15 protein-coding genes are annotated in these 17,657 nt (G+C 51.9%); 10 read left to right on the plus strand and 5 right to left on the minus strand.

Features of this window, described 5'->3' with window-relative positions; genetic code table 11:
• The first annotated feature begins 133 nt into the window (after positions 1 to 133).
• The 6 genes from NV375_RS01610 (at position 134) to NV375_RS01635 (ending at position 7,197) form a co-directional block, all read left to right on the plus strand.
• Positions 134 to 835, plus strand: a complete 702-nt coding sequence (locus NV375_RS01610) for a GntR family transcriptional regulator (protein ID WP_258240478.1) — start codon at positions 134 to 136, stop codon at positions 833 to 835.
• A complete protein-coding gene (gene prpB / locus NV375_RS01615; RefSeq protein ID WP_258240477.1) occupies positions 832 to 1,710 on the plus strand; it encodes a methylisocitrate lyase in 879 nt (292 codons plus the stop codon). Before NV375_RS01610 ends, prpB begins: the two co-directional genes overlap by 4 nt.
• A gap of 154 nt (positions 1,711 to 1,864) precedes the next feature.
• A complete protein-coding gene (gene prpC, locus NV375_RS01620; RefSeq protein ID WP_258240476.1) occupies positions 1,865 to 2,989 on the plus strand; it encodes a 2-methylcitrate synthase in 1,125 nt (374 codons plus the stop codon).
• A gap of 11 nt (positions 2,990 to 3,000) precedes the next feature.
• A complete protein-coding gene (gene acnD, locus NV375_RS01625; RefSeq protein ID WP_258806682.1) occupies positions 3,001 to 5,601 on the plus strand; it encodes a Fe/S-dependent 2-methylisocitrate dehydratase AcnD in 2,601 nt (866 codons plus the stop codon).
• Positions 5,602 to 5,605: 4 nt separating this feature from the next.
• Entirely contained in the window at positions 5,606 to 6,796 is a 1,191-nt protein-coding gene (prpF, locus tag NV375_RS01630) for a 2-methylaconitate cis-trans isomerase PrpF (RefSeq protein ID WP_258806683.1), read from the plus strand.
• Complete coding sequence (locus tag NV375_RS01635; RefSeq protein WP_258806684.1) at positions 6,796 to 7,197, plus strand: YchJ family protein; 402 nt, start codon at positions 6,796 to 6,798, stop codon at positions 7,195 to 7,197. Before prpF ends, NV375_RS01635 begins: the two co-directional genes overlap by 1 nt.
• A 106-nt stretch (positions 7,198 to 7,303) precedes the next feature.
• Here NV375_RS01635 and NV375_RS01640 read toward each other — a convergent pair whose 3' ends face one another.
• On the minus strand, positions 7,304 to 7,543 hold the full coding sequence (locus NV375_RS01640) for a CopG family transcriptional regulator (RefSeq protein WP_258806685.1): 240 nt from the start codon (positions 7,541 to 7,543) through the stop codon (positions 7,304 to 7,306).
• A gap of 68 nt (positions 7,544 to 7,611) precedes the next feature.
• On the minus strand, positions 7,612 to 8,868 hold the full coding sequence (locus tag NV375_RS01645; RefSeq protein ID WP_258806686.1) for a DUF418 domain-containing protein: 1,257 nt from the start codon (positions 8,866 to 8,868) through the stop codon (positions 7,612 to 7,614).
• A gap of 154 nt (positions 8,869 to 9,022) precedes the next feature.
• Between NV375_RS01645 and NV375_RS01650 the strand changes: the two genes are divergently transcribed.
• On the plus strand, positions 9,023 to 9,511 hold the full coding sequence (locus NV375_RS01650; protein WP_258806687.1) for a TspO/MBR family protein: 489 nt from the start codon (positions 9,023 to 9,025) through the stop codon (positions 9,509 to 9,511).
• Between the two features lie 6 nt (positions 9,512 to 9,517).
• Here NV375_RS01650 and NV375_RS01655 read toward each other — a convergent pair whose 3' ends face one another.
• On the minus strand, positions 9,518 to 10,978 hold the full coding sequence (locus tag NV375_RS01655; protein ID WP_258806688.1) for a YdiU family protein: 1,461 nt from the start codon (positions 10,976 to 10,978) through the stop codon (positions 9,518 to 9,520).
• On the minus strand, positions 10,968 to 11,894 hold the full coding sequence (locus NV375_RS01660; RefSeq protein WP_258240469.1) for a LysR family transcriptional regulator: 927 nt from the start codon (positions 11,892 to 11,894) through the stop codon (positions 10,968 to 10,970). The genes NV375_RS01655 and NV375_RS01660 overlap by 11 nt, the downstream gene beginning before the upstream one ends.
• 111 nt (positions 11,895 to 12,005) lie before the next feature.
• On the opposite strand from NV375_RS01660, the gene NV375_RS01665 reads away from it, so the two are divergent.
• From NV375_RS01665 to NV375_RS01675, 3 genes are read left to right on the plus strand one after another with little or no spacing between them, the layout of a single operon-like run.
• Complete coding sequence (locus NV375_RS01665) at positions 12,006 to 13,451, plus strand: NADH-quinone oxidoreductase subunit L (RefSeq protein WP_258806689.1); 1,446 nt, start codon at positions 12,006 to 12,008, stop codon at positions 13,449 to 13,451.
• On the plus strand, positions 13,448 to 15,874 hold the full coding sequence (locus NV375_RS01670; protein ID WP_258806690.1) for a DUF2309 domain-containing protein: 2,427 nt from the start codon (positions 13,448 to 13,450) through the stop codon (positions 15,872 to 15,874). Before NV375_RS01665 ends, NV375_RS01670 begins: the two co-directional genes overlap by 4 nt.
• Positions 15,858 to 16,484, plus strand: coding sequence for an L-threonylcarbamoyladenylate synthase (locus NV375_RS01675; protein ID WP_258806691.1), 627 nt, complete (start codon positions 15,858 to 15,860; stop codon positions 16,482 to 16,484). Before NV375_RS01670 ends, NV375_RS01675 begins: the two co-directional genes overlap by 17 nt.
• Here NV375_RS01675 and NV375_RS01680 read toward each other — a convergent pair.
• Positions 16,481 to 17,542 (minus strand): LD-carboxypeptidase, encoded by a 1,062-nt coding sequence (locus NV375_RS01680; protein ID WP_258806692.1) that lies wholly within the window; start codon positions 17,540 to 17,542, stop codon positions 16,481 to 16,483. The genes NV375_RS01675 and NV375_RS01680 overlap by 4 nt on opposite strands.
• Positions 17,543 to 17,657 lie beyond the last annotated feature (115 nt).

Below are 17,657 nucleotides of genomic sequence, written 5' to 3' on the forward strand. Positions count from 1 at the left end.
GTAGGTAAGTTGTAGGCCCCGCTTTGCGGGGCTTTTTTATGGTTTGTCGACAATCCATTGCTCTTGGTCATTGAAATTAGCTCATAAACCCATTAAAATGCGCTTCTCATTTGGAAACTGTCGACATATCTGTATGACTGAGCATCCTAGTTTACTACGCCAAGCGATCACTGCATCAGACCGCGTGCTGTATGAAATACAACGTGCCATCGTCGAGGGTACGATTCCCGCAGGCAGTAAAATTAGTGAGCCTGAGCTTGCTCGCCGTTTTGACGTTAGTCGTGCGCCACTGCGCGAGGCGCTAGCACGACTCGAAAGGTGTCATCTGATTGAGCGTATTCCGAATGCCGGCGCGCGCGTGGTAACGCTAACTCCCCAAGGTCTCATTTCGCTCTACCAAATTCGTGAAGAACTTGAAGGTTTGGCCTGTCGCTTAGCTGCTGAGCAAATGCCCGAGACTGAAATTGACGAGCTCGCCGGATTACTCGATCAGCACCTAACTACTCAGCGGGTCCGCGAGGGTGAGAGCTACTATCAAGAAGCGGGTGATCTCGACTTTCATTACCGTGTCATTTTAGGCAGTAAAAATCCCTACCTGATTAATATGCTTTGTGATGAGTTGTATTACTTAGTGCGCATGTACCGCGTGCAAATGGGCATGAATGGGCCACGTGTATCGCGTGCCTTCGATGAGCACAAAGCTATTTTAAACGCCATCGCTAACCGCGATGGCGAACTTGCCGATTTATTGATGCGTCGGCACATTGCGGCTTCGCGCCGCAATATTGAAAAACAGTTAAACGAATTGCAACCAGCCAAAAAGGAACCCGCATGAGCCAGATACCAAGTGCAGGCGCTAAACTGCGCCAAGCAATCAAAGATGAAAGTCCACTGCAAATTGTCGGCACCATTAACGCCTATACGGCAATGATGGCTGAAAAAGTAGGGCACAAAGCGCTTTACTTATCAGGCGCTGGCGTTGCCAATGCTTCATTCGGCTTGCCCGATCTTGGCATGACGTCGTTAAACGATGTATGTGAAGATATTCGTCGTATTACTGGGGCGAGTGACTTACCTTTGTTGGTCGATGCCGATACGGGTTGGGGCGGTGCCTTTAATATTGCGCGCACTGTGAAAGAAATGACGCGTGCGGGCGCTGCAGGCTTCCACATTGAAGACCAAGTTGCCCAAAAGCGCTGTGGCCATCGGCCAAACAAAGAAATTGTTACCCAAGCCGAAATGGTAGATCGGGTAAAAGCCGCGGTTGACGCGCGTATTGACGACCAGTTCTTAATTATGGCGCGTACCGACGCATTACAACAAGAAGGCTTAGAAGCCGCAATTGAACGTGCTCAGGCCTGCGTAGACGCTGGTGCTGATGCCATTTTTGCCGAAGCTGTACACACGCTTGAACAGTATCAAGCATTCAGCAATGCGCTGAATGTTCCAGTTCTTGCTAACATTACGGAATTTGGCGCCACGCCTTTATTCAATAAACAAGAGCTTGCCGAAGTCGGTGTTGAAATGGTGCTGTATCCATTAAGTGCGTTCCGCGCCATGAACAAAGCAGCATTGAATGTTTATGAAAGCATTCTCGCTAATGGCGACCAAAAAGCGGTCGTTGATGACATGCAAACGCGAGCGGAGTTGTACGATTTCTTGAATTATCACGCATTCGAGCAAAAACTCGATCAGTTATTTAAAAAATAAAACCGTGGTTCGTCCGCTTCGCTATTCGTTCGCTGCGCTGTTCGTCCGTGCTACGCACTGTTCGGAGAAGATCGAACAGCGAGCGCAGCGAGCAGACGAACAGTGAGCGTAGCGAACGTACGAAAAACGAAAAACGATTTTTAAGGAGTTAATTATGGTTGATAAGAAATTAAGTGGCGCAGGTTTGCGCGGACAAGTAGCTGGTGAAACCAAACTATGTACCGTTGGGAAAAGCGGCTCGGGCTTAACTTACTACGGTTATGACATCAAAGAGTTGGCCGAAAAAGTTAGCTTTGAAGAAGTCGCTTATTTGTTAGCGCATGGCGAGTTACCGAAAGCTGATGACTTGGCAGCCTACAAAGGTCGTTTGGCGAAGTTACGTGGTTTACCACAAGCGTTGAAAGACGTGCTCGAGCGTATTCCTGCCGATGCACACCCGATGGATGTAATGCGTACCGGTTGTTCTTTCTTGGGTAACATTGAGCCAGAAGACGACTTTAGCCAAGCCGACGATAAGATTGAGCGGTTGTTGGCGGCCTTCCCAAGCATCTTGTTGTACTGGTACCACTTCAGTCACAACGGTAAACGTATTGAAACTGTGACTGATGCTGACTCTATTGGTGCGCACTTCTTGGAGTTATTACACGGCGAAAAGCCTACTCAATTGCACGCGGACGTGATGAATACGTCACTGATTCTTTATGCAGAGCATGAGTTTAACGCTTCAACGTTCACGGCGCGTGTTTGTGCGTCGACGTTGTCGGACATTTTCTCGTGTGTGACTGGCGCAATCGGTTCTCTACGTGGTCCATTGCATGGTGGTGCCAACGAAGCGGCCATGGAACTCATTGAAGACATGAAAGACGCAGATGACGCTGAGCAAACCCTGATGGGCATGCTTGAGCGCAAAGAGAAAATCATGGGCTTCGGTCACGCGGTTTACCGTGAGTTTGATCCGCGTAACGACATCATCAAAGCGTGGTCAGAAAAACTCGCCAAAGAAAATGGCGATACCCGTTTGTACGACGTCTCTGTACGTTGTGAAGAAGTCATGTGGCGCGAGAAGAAGTTGTTCCCAAATGCCGACTTTTTCCACGCTTCGGCCTATCACTTCATGGGCATTCCAACCAAGCTGTTCACGCCAATTTTCGTGATGTCACGCGTTACCGGTTGGACTGCACACGTGAAAGAGCAACGTGCCAATAACCGTATTATTCGTCCGAGTGCTGACTATATTGGTCCAGAGCCACGTCCAGTACCAACACTGAACGAACGCTAAGGAGCCGTTGCATGTTTAATGAGAGCTACCGCGCGCAGCTGCCCGGTACCTCGCTGATGTACTATGACACGCGTAAAGCGGTCAACGACATCGAGCCAGGTGCCTACGACAAACTGCCCTACAGTTCGCGGATTTTTGCCGAGAATTTGGTGCGTCGTTGTGAGCCAGCTGAGCTCACTGACGCACTCAGTCAGCTGATATATCGCAAACGTGATATCGACTTTCCTTGGTTCCCAGCGCGTGTCGTGTGTCATGACATACTTGGCCAGACAGCGTTAGTTGACTTGGCTGGCTTGCGTGATGCGATCGCCGAAAAAGGCGGTGACCCAGCGAAAGTAAATCCCGTGGTGCCAACACAGTTGATCGTTGACCATTCATTGGCAGTTGAACATGCGGGTTTTGAAAAGGACGCGTTTGAAAAGAACCGCGCCATCGAAGACCGTCGCAACGATGACCGTTTCCACTTTATTAATTGGACCAAAACGGCCTTTAAAAACGTCGATGTGATTCCTCCTGGGAACGGCATCATGCACCAAATTAACCTGGAGAAAATGTCGCCGGTGGTGCAAGTGCGTGACGGCGTGGCATTTGCCGATACCTGCGTAGGGACTGATAGCCATACCCCAATGGTTGATGCCTTAGGCGTTATCTCGGTTGGCGTAGGTGGTCTCGAAGCCGAAAGCGTGATGCTAGGTCGTGCCTCTTACATGCGCTTGCCCGACATCGTCGGTGTTGAGCTTAAAGGAAGACTGCGTCCAGGTATCACGGGTACCGACTTAGTGTTGGCATTGACTGAGTTCTTGCGTAAAGAACGTGTGGTCGGCGCTTACTTGGAGTTCTACGGTGAAGGTGCTGACGCGCTTACCGTGGGTGACCGTGCAACCATTTCGAATATGACGCCAGAGTATGGTGCAACGGCCGCGATGTTCTACATCGATGACCAAACCATCGATTACTTGAAGCTGACGGGCCGTGACGACGAGCAGGTGAAGTTGGTCGAGAAGTTCGCCAAGGAAACCGGTTTGTGGAGCGATAGCCTGAAAACCGCGGAATACGAGCGCGTGCTGACGTTTGACTTGAGCAAGGTTGAGCGTAACTTAGCGGGACCGTCGAACCCGCATGCGTTGCTGCCCGCTAACGAATTAGCGCAGCGTGGTGTAGCGCAGCATATGGATGCACCGGAAGACGGTTTGATGCCAGACGGTGCTTGTATTATTGCGGCGATCACGAGCTGTACGAACACTTCGAATCCACGCAACATGATTGCGGCGGGTTTGATTGCTCGCAATGCCAATAAACTGGGCTTAACCCGCAAACCGTGGGTGAAAAGCTCGCTGGCGCCGGGTTCAAAAACCGTGAAAATGTACCTAGAAGAAGCCAACCTATTGCCGGAACTGGAAGAGCTTGGCTTTGGGGTAGTTGCGTTCGCATGTACGACCTGTAACGGTATGAGCGGAGCTTTGGATCCGAAGATCCAGCAAGAAATTATTGACCGCGATTTGTATTCAACAGCGGTACTTTCCGGCAACCGTAACTTTGACGGGCGTATTCACCCATATGCCAAGCAAGCGTTCTTAGCGTCACCGCCTTTGGTTGTGGCCTATGCAATTGCCGGTACGATTCGCTTTGATATCGAGAAAGACCCACTTGGCTTTGATGAGCAAGGAAATCCAATTACCTTGAAAGACATCTGGCCAAGCGACGAAGAGATCGATGCGATTGTGAAGGCTGCGGTGAAACCAGAGCAGTTTCGCAAGGTTTACGACCCGATGTTCAGCTTGTCAGTGGATTACGGCGAACAGAACAATCCGTTGTATGACTGGCGGCCAATGAGTACTTATATCCGCCGTCCACCGTATTGGGAAGGTCAGATGGCCTCTGAGAACAAGCTCAAGGGCTTGCGTCCATTAGCGGTGCTGGGTGACAACATCACCACCGACCATTTGTCGCCGTCCAATGCGATCTTGGCCGACAGTGCTGCGGGTGAGTACTTAACTAAGATGGGCGTACCAGAAGAAGACTTCAACTCTTATGCGACTCACCGCGGTGATCACTTGACCGCGCAGAGGGCTACCTTTGCCAACCCAAAACTGTTTAACGAAATGGTGCGGGACGAGAACGGTGAAGTGATTCAAGGTTCACTGGCGCGCGTCGAGCCCGAAGGCAAAGTGATGCGCATGTGGGAAGCTATTGAAACCTACATGGAACGTAAGCAGCCGTTGATTATTGTTGCCGGTGCTGACTACGGTCAAGGCTCATCACGTGACTGGGCCGCGAAAGGTGTACGCCTTGCTGGCGTTGAGTGCATTGTCGCTGAAGGCTTTGAGCGTATTCACCGCACCAACCTGATTGGTATGGGGGTATTGCCGCTGGAGTTTGCCGCTGGCACTACGCGCAAAACACTTAACCTTGACGGTACCGAAACCTACGATGTGAAGGGTGACATCGCCCCAGGTGCGACCATGACTTTGATCATTCACCGCGCCAACGGCGAAAGCCTAGAAGTACCAGTGAAGTGTCGTCTCGATACCTTTGAAGAAGTGTCGATTTACTCGGCCGGCGGTGTCCTGCAACGTTTCGCACAGGACTTTCTTGAAGCAGAAGCGAGCTAAACCTATGAGTTCTGTAAAGGCTTTTGCCCCGCAAATCAAAATTCCCGCCACCTATATGCGTGGCGGGACTTCGAAAGGGGTGTTTTTTCGTCTCGATGATTTACCTGCCGAGGCGCAACAGCCTGGTGCTGCACGCGACCAGCTGTTGTTGCGCGTGATCGGTAGCCCTGATCCTTACGGTAAGCACACCGACGGGATGGGCGGCGCAACGTCAAGCACTAGTAAAACGGTGATTTTGTCGCGTTCAGAGCGCCCAGATCATGACGTTGATTACTTGTTCGGTCAGGTCTCGATAGATAAACCATTTATCGATTGGAGCGGTAACTGCGGGAATTTAACCGCTGCCGTAGGCTCGTTCGCCATCAGTAATGGTTTGATTGATCCGGCTCAAGTACCCGAAAACGGTATTTGTACTGTGCGTATTTGGCAAGCCAACATTGAGAAAACTATTGTTGCCCGTGTGCCAATGACCAATGGCGAAGTGCAAGAAACCGGTGACTTTGAGCTGGACGGTGTGACTTTCCCAGCTGCCGAGGTGCAGGTTGAGTTTATGGACCCTGCTGCCGGTGAGGGCGCTATGTTCCCTACTGGTAATGTGGTTGATAGCTTTACGGTGCCGGGTTTGGGTGAACTCGAAGCGACCTTTATCAACGCAGGTATTCCGACCATTTTCGTGAAGGCCGATGCCATTGGTTACAAAGGTACAGAGTTACAGGGTGCGATCAACGAAGATCCGCAAGCACTGCAAATGTTCGAAAGCTTGCGTGCCCATGGTGCAGTGAAAATGGGCTTGATTGACGATGTGGCTGAGGCTGCGAATCGCCAGCATACGCCGAAAATAGCTTTTGTGGCGCCGCCTCAGGACTATTTAGCATCGAGCGGAAAGCAGATTCATGCAACGGACATTGATGTATTAGTGCGCGCTATGTCCATGAGTAAGCTTCACCATGCCATGATGGGTACAGCTGCGGTGGCGATTGCTGCAGCTGCTGCTGTCCCTGGCACCTTGGTGAACTTAGCTGCCGGTGGCGGCGATCGTACCTCGATTCGTTTTGGCCATCCGTCGGGCACCTTGCAAGTCGGTTCTGAAGCCCAGCAAGTTAATGGCGAATGGACCGTCACCAAAGCAATTATGAGCCGCAGCGCGCGGGTCTTAATGGAAGGTTGGGTAAGGGTGCCAGGTGGTTGCTTCTAATGGCCTTTAAAGCACCAAAAAAATGCCCCTGTGGCAATGGCTTGTACCGCAAGTGTTGTGGTCGTTTTCACCCGCTTTTCGCGGGTGAGAATGCCGCTGTGCCGAAAAATGTGGAGCAGCTTATGCGTTCGCGGTACAGTGCGTTCGCACTTGGCATGTTCGACTACCTACTTGATACGTGGCACCCCAGCACGCGTCCGAGCGAGTTAGATTTCAGTGATAGCCCCAAGTGGCTGCAACTGGATATCTACAATGCCGAACAAAGCGGTGACGAGGGCAGCGTCCACTTTTGCGCCTACTTTCAGTTTGATGGCGAAGTAGGCGAGCACGAAGAGTTGTCTGAGTTCGTGCGCGAAGGTGGCCGCTGGTATTACCTCAAGCCAATTGAAAGCCTAAATTAAAGCCATCGTTCGGCTGCTTGCTCGCCATAATGGATGACGCTGTATTCATAAATACGGCGTAAATCTTCTTTTGCGGCATTAGCGAGTTGATAAAGAGCCATCGTATCTAACTAGTTTTTTTCGCGAGATCGCGCTTAAATTCACGCAAAATGTCGTCTTCTGATTGCGAAGTAAAACCACTAAGTTCGGCTGTCGCTAACTTTTCATTTACCATCTCAACTCGACGCGCACGTCGGATGAGGTCATTAATCAATTCGCTTTTACTGGCATATTCGCCAGTCAATTCAACGTGTTTACGTAACCAAAGGTCGTTTTGCTCAGTAAGAGTGATACTTTGACGCGTCATTTTTAAACCCCTCAATCATTTAGGTGTGGTGTAAATTTACACCGCACCCGTGAATTAGGCACGATGGGTTAACGTCTAAAAGGTTGGCGCTGGCCATAGGTGAGCGTGCGCCAGAGCCACTCACACGGGCCGAAGCGGAAGCGGTTGAGCCACCACTTGCTCATAGGCAATTGCAGCAGCCATAAGCCAATTGCTAAGGCTGTCGCCATGCTGCGACTGATTTCACCATACATCGCGAAACCGTAGCCATAAAACAAGGTGGTAAAGACAATCGAATGCATCAAGTAGTTCGTGAGTGCCATGCGGCCAGCGGGGGCGAGATGGCGCAGCCAATGTTCACGTTTGGCGCGTTGCGCACCGCGTAAAGCGAGGGCGATAATACTCATGTAAGCGAAACACAAGCCAAGACTGGCGACTGCCGCAATGGTAAAACCAAATGCCGAGTCAAGGTTAGGTAATAGCATGTTCGGGTTGGTGTTATAGAACCCCGTGTACAACGCTGCTGGTAAGCCCAGCAGTAGGCCCCAACGGAGTAGGTGTTTGTAAGCTGTGGGGTGTTTATCGAATGAAGTGAACACGCCACTGCGGGCAAAGCTTGCGCCGATCAAGAATATACCCAGCAAGGTCGGCAAAAAGAAGAACATACCTCCTGTGCCGTACATTTTACTTAATTCCTCGCTGCGGATGTCGATAATTTGTTGCCAGCTTCCTTCGGCGTAGATCGTGTTCGCTTGTACAACGAAGTCTTTGATCGCAGCTTGGCTTTGCCGCATATCGGTGAGAACTTCATTTGCTGTCGCAGGATCTTGTAAGGCAAAGTGAAGGCCGACGGCTGCAAGCCAAACCACGATAATAGGGAGCAAATAAATACCGATCCCCCACTTCCATAAGCTCTGTGCTGGTTTGTTGATAAAAAGCACCAAGAAAAGTGCACAAATGGCATAGGTGAGTAAGATATCACCACCCCAGAAAAAGTAGATATGCAGCCAACCGAATAGCGCCAGAACGGATGCGCGTCGCAGAAATAAGAGGCGAGGGCGCGGGTGCTGTTTTTCCTTGGCGCGGTCACAGAAAATCACAAAGCCAATACCGAACAACAGCGAAAACATGGTGTAGAACTTACCTTGCACAAAGGTAAATACCGTCCAGCCGACGCCTTTATCGATTCCCTCAAGCGATTGGTCCAAGCCGAATAACATAGCGGTCATCGGCCGTTGAAAGTACTCGATATTCATCAACAGGATGCCGAGCAGGGCAAAACCACGAATCACATCAAGCATTTGAATGCGTTCGCGTTGAGTAATAGGGCTAGTAAGGGCAGTCATGGGGTATTCTCTTGTTGTTTTTACGGAAATAAGCTTAGACGCTTTTGGGTAATTGACAACCTGAACTTAATTGACTGAAAACTCGTAATTTAAGGGCGATTAGCTAGACTAAAAAGAAGATTCGCAGAGCAATAATGATAACAAGGAACAACTTATGCCTGTTATGAAACAAATTGGTGGATTGTTGGCGTGGTTAGCGCTGTCATTTGTGGTGGCGGCAATAGGTGGTTGGGGCTCAGCTAATGCCCCCGTGTTTTATCGTGAATTAATGCTGCCAAGTTGGGCGCCATCGGCATGGTTATTTGGGCCGGTTTGGACGGCTTTGTATACCATGATGGCGATTTCTGCATGGTTAATTTGGCGCGAGTTTGGTTTTAAAGATCAAGCTAAACGCGCGTTACAAGTGAACTTTATACAGTTGGCGCTGAATATGCTGTGGAGCTGGTTGTTTTTTGCTTGGTACTTGGGTGCGATCAGCTTTGTTGAAATCATTCTATTGTGGGGCGCGATCGTGGCCACCATTGTGTTGTATTGGCGGCTCAATAAAGCAGCAGCTATCTTGTTACTGCCTTATTTAGCATGGGTGACGTTTGCCGCGTTTCTAAACTTTAGCATTTGGCAGCTTAACCCTGGCACGCTCTAGCCACCGCTAGGTGCCGCAAAAGGTGCGGGTGACCTGTTCACTCGCCGTTGCTGGAGCCATCAAATCTTGGTTTTCTTCACGTTCAATGAAGGGTTCGCGCAGCACTTGATTGAGGCGATTAAACTTAGCTAAAGAACCTTCCTTAATGGCCTCATCAATCAATTCTTGAATACGGTGATTGCGCGGGATATAGGCTGGGTTGACTTGTTGTAGTTGCTTAGGCTTGAACCCATGTGGCCACGCAGCTTGCCAGCGCTCGTACCATGGCCGCCAATGTGCTTCGTTAGCGAAGAGCTGCGCCAAGCGTGTCGGTTCTTCATCACTTAGGTAGCGAAACGCAAGGGTGAAGTCGATCTTGTACTGCGCAAGTAAATCAAGAAAATCCTGCACTAAGAGTTGGGCGCCCGGGCTTTCCGCTGTGAGACCTAGTTTGCGCGTCATTTCTTGCCAGTAATAGTGCTGATAGCGCGCCTCAAAGCCTTCTACCGCTTCGGTTGCTGCTTTAATAGCAGGTTCACTAGCTTCGCCCTCAGCGTGCAACAGCGGTAATAGTGTTTCGGCGAAACGTGCGAGATTCCACATGGCGATGGGCGGTTGATTTTGATACATGTAACGCCCACGTCGATCGATGGAACTGAATACCGTTGCTGGGTCATAGGCTTCCATGAAGGCACAGGGGCCGTAGTCGATAGTTTCGCCTGACAAGGACATGTTGTCGGTGTTCATCACACCGTGGATAAAACCTAAACTCATCCATTTCGCGATAAGTTGGGCTTGGCGGTCGATCACCGCTTGCAACAACCTTAGGTACGGCTGCTCGGCAGCGGCGCAAGCGGGATAATGGCGCTGGATAACGTAGTCAGCGAAGCTTTGCAGTAACTCACGATCTTTAAAGGCGAGCACATACTGGGCGGTACCGACGCGCAGATGACTGCTGGCCACGCGGGTGAGTATTGCGCCAGGCTCTGCTTGTTCCCGTTGTACCAGTTCACCTGTAGCTACTGCTGCTAAGGCACGCGTGGTTGGAACGCCAAGGCGGTGCATGGCTTCGCTTACGACGTATTCACGTAACACGGGGCCAAGCGGCGAACGGCCATCGCCACCACGCGAGAAGGGTGTGCGACCAGAGCCTTTTAGTTGCAGATCAAAGCGTTTGTCGTCGGCGGCAATGACTTCAGCTAGTAACACTGCACGACCATCGCCGAGTTGCGGTACATAGTTGGCAAACTGATGTCCGGCATAGCCCAACGCTGCGGGTTGCGCCCAGTCCGGCACTTCGTTGCCAGCGAAAATACGCAGGCCATGTGCATTACCGAACAAGTCCTCGGGGATACCAAGATACTCCGCTAATTCTGTATTTACCGCCAACCACTGTGGTTGCATGACGGGTGTAGGTTCGCAGCTTGCACTCAAGCGTGGGTCAAGCCGGGTGTAGCTATGTTCGCTCTGCATGGACTTAGTGGGCATCGCTTTGTTGCTCCGCGGTCGCTTGTTGAATGGCATCGATCATGGGCGATTGTAACAGTTCTGACAACAACGGATGCTGGAACTTACGTTTGAGTGTGACTGCATAAAAGTTCTCAAAGGCGTTAGGTACGTCAAAGCGCTTGCTCAACACACCACTTTGTAACTCATCACGCACAACAACGGCGGGCATGGCTGCCAAAGCACCGCTGTCACGCGCTAATAACCGCAACATGGCCATATCATCCACTTCCGCAACAATCTCCGGTTCAAGTTGGTGCTGAGTACAAAAACTTTCGAATGCCGCCCGCAAGGGGGAAGCACTGCCGGGTACTACCCAGCGCTGGTGTTTGTAAGCTGGATCGATGTACTCAGGTAGGTCGCAGCGCGACGCTGGAGCGATGACACTTACGGCTTGTCGCGACAGTAATTGCGATTGCCAAGCAATGTCATCACTTAACGATACCTCACGATTGGTGAGTACTACGTCGATTTGGTGCTGGGCCAGTAAATCTAATAACTCAGGTTGAGGGCGCGCGAGCAACCGAAAGCTGGCGTCGGTTTTGTCCTTGAGCAAGGGTTCCATAAAACTCTCGATAAAGTTACGCGACATACTCGAGAGCATGCCTATCCGTAACGATGGCAGGGTAATTACACCGCGCTTCAGTAATTGTTGCAGCTCTTCGCCGCGCTGGAAAATATCCTCGGCGTAGTTCAATACCGTATGTCCCAACTCTGTTAACACCAAGGTACGACCTTCGCGGGCGAACAACGGCTGACCTATGTTGTGTTCCAGCTGGTTAATTTGTGCTGACAATGCCGACTGCGAAATCGCCAGCTTTTCCGCGGTCGCCGTTAAATTGCCTTGCTTGGCCACGCGCCAGAAATAGTACAGATGATGGTAATTGAGTCGGTTCATAGTCATTCATTCTATAAAAGTGAACGTAATTTAATAATATATGTATTTTTATAATGCTTCCAGTGCTTGCAGAATAGCCGCATGTGAATTTTGTCTTGGGGTGGAGGTTTTATGCCGTGGCGTGGAACGCAAATCATGCTGGTTACGCTAATGCTATTGTTTTTGGCGAGCTGTATTGCCGTGGCGACGGATCTTATAGCGCCGCTGCAAGGGTGGGGGATCGCACTCACGCCGTTGAGTGCCGGTTTTGCTGCCATGATTTGCTTTATTGGTTTTGTGGTAACGCGCTATGCGGCCGTACAATTCCGCGATGAGCAAGATAGCGGTAAGTTCTGGCGGCGCCTGGTAAGTACCATTGCGGCCATTCTGCTAACCGCTATTGCCGACCATTTTTTACTGTTCTGGTTGGGTTGGGTCGCCGTTAGTTTGACCCTGCACCGTCTACTGGTGTTCTATCCCGAGCGGCCACGTGCGCTGCTCGCCGCGCACAAGAAGTTTATCTTTGCCCGTATCGCTGAAACCCTTCTTGGCGCGACCTTGCTGAGTCTTTACGTCGTCTATGACATCCAAGCGATTAGCGAATTGTCGCAAATTACCGAACATAACGTGAGCAACTGGTTGGCATTGTTGTTAGTCACCGTGGCCGCGATGAAATGCGCGCAGTTGCCTGTACATGGCTGGTTGTTGCAGGTGGTGGAAGCGCCGACACCAGTATCAGCGCTGTTGCATGCTGGGATAATCAATTTGGGCGGTTATCTATTGCTGCAATTTGCGCCGATGTTAACGCCCGCAGAAGGGGCGCGCTGGTTACTCGCGATTGTTGCCGGGTTAAGCATGCTCGTGGCAGCGTCGGTAACCATGACGCGGATTAGTGTGAAAGTGCGTTTAGCATGGTCGACCGTAGCGCAGATGGCGCTCATGTTAGTGGAAATTAGCCTTGGTTTTTATGCGTTGGCAGCGCTGCATCTGCTGGCGCACTCCTGCTACAAGGCGTATTCGTTCCTGTCAGCCGGTAGCGTGGTCGAGCAGGGCGAGCGGCAACAGTTTGCCCAGTTAACCTTGCCGCGGGTAAGCGCCTTGCTGCGCGGTACCGTCTTGGCCTTTGCGTTGGTGGTGTTGGCGGCTTGGCTGGTTACCACGCAGTTGTACTTTGCCCCCTGGCTCGCCGTGGGCATGGCGCTGGCATTATGGCTAGCGAGTGAAGTTGATTACTTTGGCCGCCGTCATAGTCTGCGAACAGCTGCTATCGCTGCGTTTTGGTTGGGTTTATACGTGGCCGGTGCTTGGCTGTTTAAATGGCTCTTGCCAACGCCACAATCAGGACAGTACCTGCTCGGTATTGACCTATGGGTGTGTGCGGTTTTGCTCGGCATTGCAGCGGTGTACTTGTGGTTATTGTATCGCCCGCGTCGCGCCCTCGGACATCGCTTGTTTATCGCTTTAAACGCCGGTTTGTACCTAGATGAATGGGCTACGCGCTTTAGCTTGCGGGTGTGGCCGTTACGTTTACCGTCATCAAGCCCAAGCACTGTGGCAAAAGAAGGAGATCAGGCATGAGTGCTATCGATTTACAACAACTGGGCAAGGCCGTTTGCAAGCGTGTGGCGCCAGTGTGGCCGCTGCCGCGCAGCATTGCGGTTAATCCGTGGTGGCAAGAGCGCGGTGCACCGATTCGTGAGGTGGCCGAGCGCGAGCAGACGCGCAAAAACGTGCGTTTATTAATGCCCGCAGCTTACTACCAACAGCGTTGGTTACAGGAAATTCAGCCTGAGCATTTGCAGCAAGCAGCACAAGAGCAAGGCGTTGATCGCTCAGTGCAAGGCTTAGTGCAAGATCTACGTCGTCTTGCCGACGACAGCTCTGCGCTGCCAAGCGTAGCGCAGGTGATGAACAGCGGACAAGAACGTACGCGAACCTTGCCTTGGCGTACCGAGATTGTGCACCAGTTGAGTCAATTCTGTGCCTTGTGGGTCAATTACCCAGAGCAATTCAATGGTGCCGACAGTGCTGATGCCTTGTATTTAGCTTGGCTGGATATTGTTCGTCACGACCGCGGCATCGAATTACTGGTTGGCGAGCGCCGCGTCGAAGCCGAGCTGGCGAAGTTACCGCGTAGTAGCGCCGAGCTTTGGCAACAAGTAAAGCAAGGACTTCCCTTATCTGAACGCGATCATTTAGAAGCGTGGTTGCAAGTCGCACTGCACGATATTTATGGTTGGGCGAGCGTGTTTGCGCAGCGGCGCTGGGCGCGAGAGCTAGAAAACAGCGAAAATGTCTATGACGAGTTAGACCAGTTGTTAGCCATTCGTGTGGCGTGGGAGTTGGTGTGTTGGCGCTTGAGCGACAGCGAACAGCAGCAGCGGTTTGTTGCCGCGTATCAAGCGCTGCCACAGCGTCGCCAGCAAACTGCGCAAGCACAAACGTTGCTGTGGGTGTGGCAGCGCGCGTTGGAGCTCAGTTACCAACAAGAATTAGCCCAGCAACTGTCCTGCTTGCAGCCCCCTGAGAGAAACCCCGAAGTTGTAGGGCAGCCCTCATTGCAGGCGGTATTTTGCATTGACGTGCGCTCAGAGCCCATGCGCCGAGCGTTAGAGGCGCAGCATGAAGGTATCGAAACCTTTGGTTTTGCTGGCTTCTTTGGTTTGCCTGTCGAATATCAAGTTAGCGAAACCCTCGCAAAGCCGCAGCTACCGGGCCTGTTAGCGCCGCAATTCCGAGTTGCGCAAGCGCAAGATAAGGCCGCGATTGCGCAACGCACCCACAGTTGGCGTGCAGGCAGTTGGCACCGTTCGCTTGAAAGCCCCGCCGGCGCTTATGGTTGGGTCGAAATGAGTGGGCTGGCGAAAATCTGGAAATTGCTTGAGCGCAGCGTATGGCCCAAACCCCAAGCTCGTATTGGCAGCGAGGTCATCCGCAACACCGACTGGCTGATAACAAAACAAGGGCAACAGCAAGCCTCTCTTGCCGAGCTGGCGGGGCTTGCCGCCAATGCGTTGACTGGCATGGGGTTGACTGAAAAGTTTGCGCCACAGGTGCTTATTGTTGGCCATACAGCCTGTGTGACCAATAATCCTCATGCCGCTAGTCTCGATTGTGGCGCGTGTGGCGGGCAATCTGGTGAAGTGAATGCGCGCGTGTTGGTGCAATTATTTAATGACCCTGAGGTGCGGCAAATCTTGGCTGCAGAGCATCGCATCGAGATCCCGCAACAAACGCAGTTTATCCCAGCACTGCACGACACCACGCAGCAGCAATTACGCTTACTCACTACTGACGGTGACACTCACGTCAATCATGACCAACTCAAGCAATGGCTCGCTGAGGCTAGCAGTGTTGCGCAACACGAACAGCGAAACAGGTTGGCTGATCGCCCAAAAGCTGCGAAGGCGCTGCAGCAACGTGCGGCAAACTGGGCAGAAGTGCGCCCAGAGTGGGGCTTAGCGCGCAATGCCGCAATTATCTTTGCGCCAGGAGAAGCGACCGCCAAGGGTAACTTTGACGCCCGCGCGTTTTTACACACCTATCACGCTGACCGTGACCCAGAGCAGGCTGTGTTGACTCAACTGATGACCGCTCCGATGGTGGTCGCCCATTGGATCAATATGCAGTATTACGGCTCGATGACCGCGCCACAAACCTTCGGTAGTGGCAACAAGTTACTGCATAACGTGGTGGCCGACGGCGTTGGCGTATTTGAGGGCAATGGCGGTGACTTGCGTATAGGTTTAGCGCAGCAATCCCTACACGACGGTAAAGACTGGTACCACCAACCGTTGCGCCTGACGGTCGTGATCGCAGCGTCTACGGCTGCGATTGACAAGGTGATCGGTGAGCAGCCGGTAGTGCGGGAACTCATTGAGAATCAATGGCTGTATTTATGGCAGTGGGAACCTACGACAGGCGAACTGCAACAGCGTAATGCCGAAGGTTGGCAGGCAATTTCAAAACTACAGGAGACGCAACATGACCTTGCGATTTAATGCAGAAAACCCGAAGGAATTGCGTCATATCGGTCGCATTCTTGAGCTTGGCGGCATCGTGGCATTACCAACGGATATCGCTTACGGCGTCGCTGCTGATGCTAGCAACGTGGAAGCGGTCAAGAGCGCCTATGCAGTCCTCGAACGCCCGATGGGCGAGCCGTCTATTGTGCATCTTGGCCATCCGCGACAGCTTAAGGACTGGGCGGTTGATATTCCGGCAGTGGCAGAAAAGCTGGTCGAGGAGCACTGGCCAGGGGCGTTAACCTTGTTGTTGCACCGCCATCCTCATGTATCACCGCTCGTGACCGGTGGCGGGCATAGTATCGCGCTGCGCGTACCAGCGCAGGAGCAGTTACGCGAGCTCTTAAGCAACTTTAACTTAGGCATCATTGCCCCAGCTATTGGTGATGACTACTATACTGCTGAGGACGCTCATAAGCTGTTGGATGGCAAGATTGACGGTGTGTTAGATAGCGGCGCGTGCAGCGCTAATGCGAAGTCAACGATTCTCGATCTACGCGGCGAGCAGCCACTGGTAACGCGTGAGGGGAGCGTGCCGACAGCGGCCTTAGCTGCGCTGCTCGGCACGGATTTGCAAGTAGCCTAAGCGACCGCTGAACCGAGAAGTTTCAGCGTTGCCGCATCGGCGTCGAGTTCGACTACATGGCCAACCGGTAAAATATGGTTGTCGCGAATGTGGCCAAACTGGGCGCCAGTGTAGGTGGGCACACCTAATGGCTTGAAGTAGTGTTCAAACACCTCATGCAAGGTAAAGCTACCAAAGCCGCCGCCTGGGTCGCACTCGGTACAGTGGCCGAAGACAATACCGGCGACGCCGTCTAAATGGCCAGCCAATTGCAACTGTGACAAGAAGCGATCAATGCGATAGATATTCTCGCCAACATCTTCGAGCATCAAGATCTTGCCCTTTAAATCGGGGAAGTAAGGCGTGCCACATAAGCTGGTAAGTACGGTAAGGTTACCGCCTACCAGAGTACCCTGAGCTTTGCCGCTATTCACTGTGGTGGTGCGGTTGCTCATCATGGTTAAGGTTTCTTCTTTCTCTTTGTAATTACGCATGGTGGTGGACTTGCCATCCATAATCACGTCGCGGAACTGCTGTGCCTGAAAGTCGGCCCAATACGAAAAACCATTGGGGCCGTGAAACGATACCATGCCAGTTTTCACATAAAGCGCATTCATGAGCGACGTGATGTCACTGTAACCAAGCAAAACCTTGTTGTTAGCGCGAATCATGTCGTAGTCAAGCAGGGGCAGAATGCGATTACAGCCCCAGCCGCCGCGTACTGCGATCACCGCGTCGACACTGTCATCGGCAAATGCGGTGTTAACGTCGTCAGCACGCTGTTGATCGGTGCCCGACAAATACCCGTGACGACCAAACACATGTTCGCCAAGCTGTACTTTAAAGCCCAAGGCCTCAAATGATTCTTTGGCAATCAGCACGTGATGGCGATCTAATACTGCACTGGCGGGCGCAACCATGCGCACGGTATCACCTTTTTTTAGGCGTTTGGGTAGACGCCCAGCACCAAGGCCACTGCCTTGTTGAAATAAAGGCGCATTAGCAAGCGCACTCGGCGATAAAACAGAGGTTGCGACCGCACCTGCGGCCAGCGTTTTCATAAACGATCTGCGATCCATGACAAGGTCACCTTTTGTTGGTCTTAGTTTTGTGCCTGTTCAACGACTGTCAGTTGACGTCGATTCGACGTAACCGTTACGCTCAATCCTAGTAATAATTTATTAGTAATTGAAC

Source organism: Pseudidiomarina sp. CB1 (assembly GCF_024752025.1).
Classification (GTDB): domain Bacteria; phylum Pseudomonadota; class Gammaproteobacteria; order Enterobacterales; family Alteromonadaceae; genus Pseudidiomarina.

Coding starts and splice junctions, on each gene's coding strand:
- NV375_RS01655 (WP_258806688.1), bottom strand. CDS start 10,978: ATGCCCACTAAGTCCATGCAGAGCGAACATAGCTACACCCGGCTTGAC.
- NV375_RS01675 (WP_258806691.1), top strand. CDS start 15,858: ATGACCTTGCGATTTAATGCAGAAAACCCGAAGGAATTGCGTCATATC.
- prpF (WP_258806683.1), top strand. CDS start 5,606: ATGAGTTCTGTAAAGGCTTTTGCCCCGCAAATCAAAATTCCCGCCACC.
- NV375_RS01665 (WP_258806689.1), top strand. CDS start 12,006: ATGCCGTGGCGTGGAACGCAAATCATGCTGGTTACGCTAATGCTATTG.
- NV375_RS01670 (WP_258806690.1), top strand. CDS start 13,448: ATGAGTGCTATCGATTTACAACAACTGGGCAAGGCCGTTTGCAAGCGT.
- NV375_RS01645 (WP_258806686.1), bottom strand. CDS start 8,868: ATGACTGCCCTTACTAGCCCTATTACTCAACGCGAACGCATTCAAATG.
- NV375_RS01660 (WP_258240469.1), bottom strand. CDS start 11,894: ATGAACCGACTCAATTACCATCATCTGTACTATTTCTGGCGCGTGGCC.
- prpC (WP_258240476.1), top strand. CDS start 1,865: ATGGTTGATAAGAAATTAAGTGGCGCAGGTTTGCGCGGACAAGTAGCT.
- NV375_RS01610 (WP_258240478.1), top strand. CDS start 134: ATGACTGAGCATCCTAGTTTACTACGCCAAGCGATCACTGCATCAGAC.
- NV375_RS01680 (WP_258806692.1), bottom strand. CDS start 17,542: ATGGATCGCAGATCGTTTATGAAAACGCTGGCCGCAGGTGCGGTCGCA.
- NV375_RS01650 (WP_258806687.1), top strand. CDS start 9,023: ATGCCTGTTATGAAACAAATTGGTGGATTGTTGGCGTGGTTAGCGCTG.
- acnD (WP_258806682.1), top strand. CDS start 3,001: ATGTTTAATGAGAGCTACCGCGCGCAGCTGCCCGGTACCTCGCTGATG.
- prpB (WP_258240477.1), top strand. CDS start 832: ATGAGCCAGATACCAAGTGCAGGCGCTAAACTGCGCCAAGCAATCAAA.
- NV375_RS01640 (WP_258806685.1), bottom strand. CDS start 7,543: ATGACGCGTCAAAGTATCACTCTTACTGAGCAAAACGACCTTTGGTTA.
- NV375_RS01635 (WP_258806684.1), top strand. CDS start 6,796: ATGGCCTTTAAAGCACCAAAAAAATGCCCCTGTGGCAATGGCTTGTAC.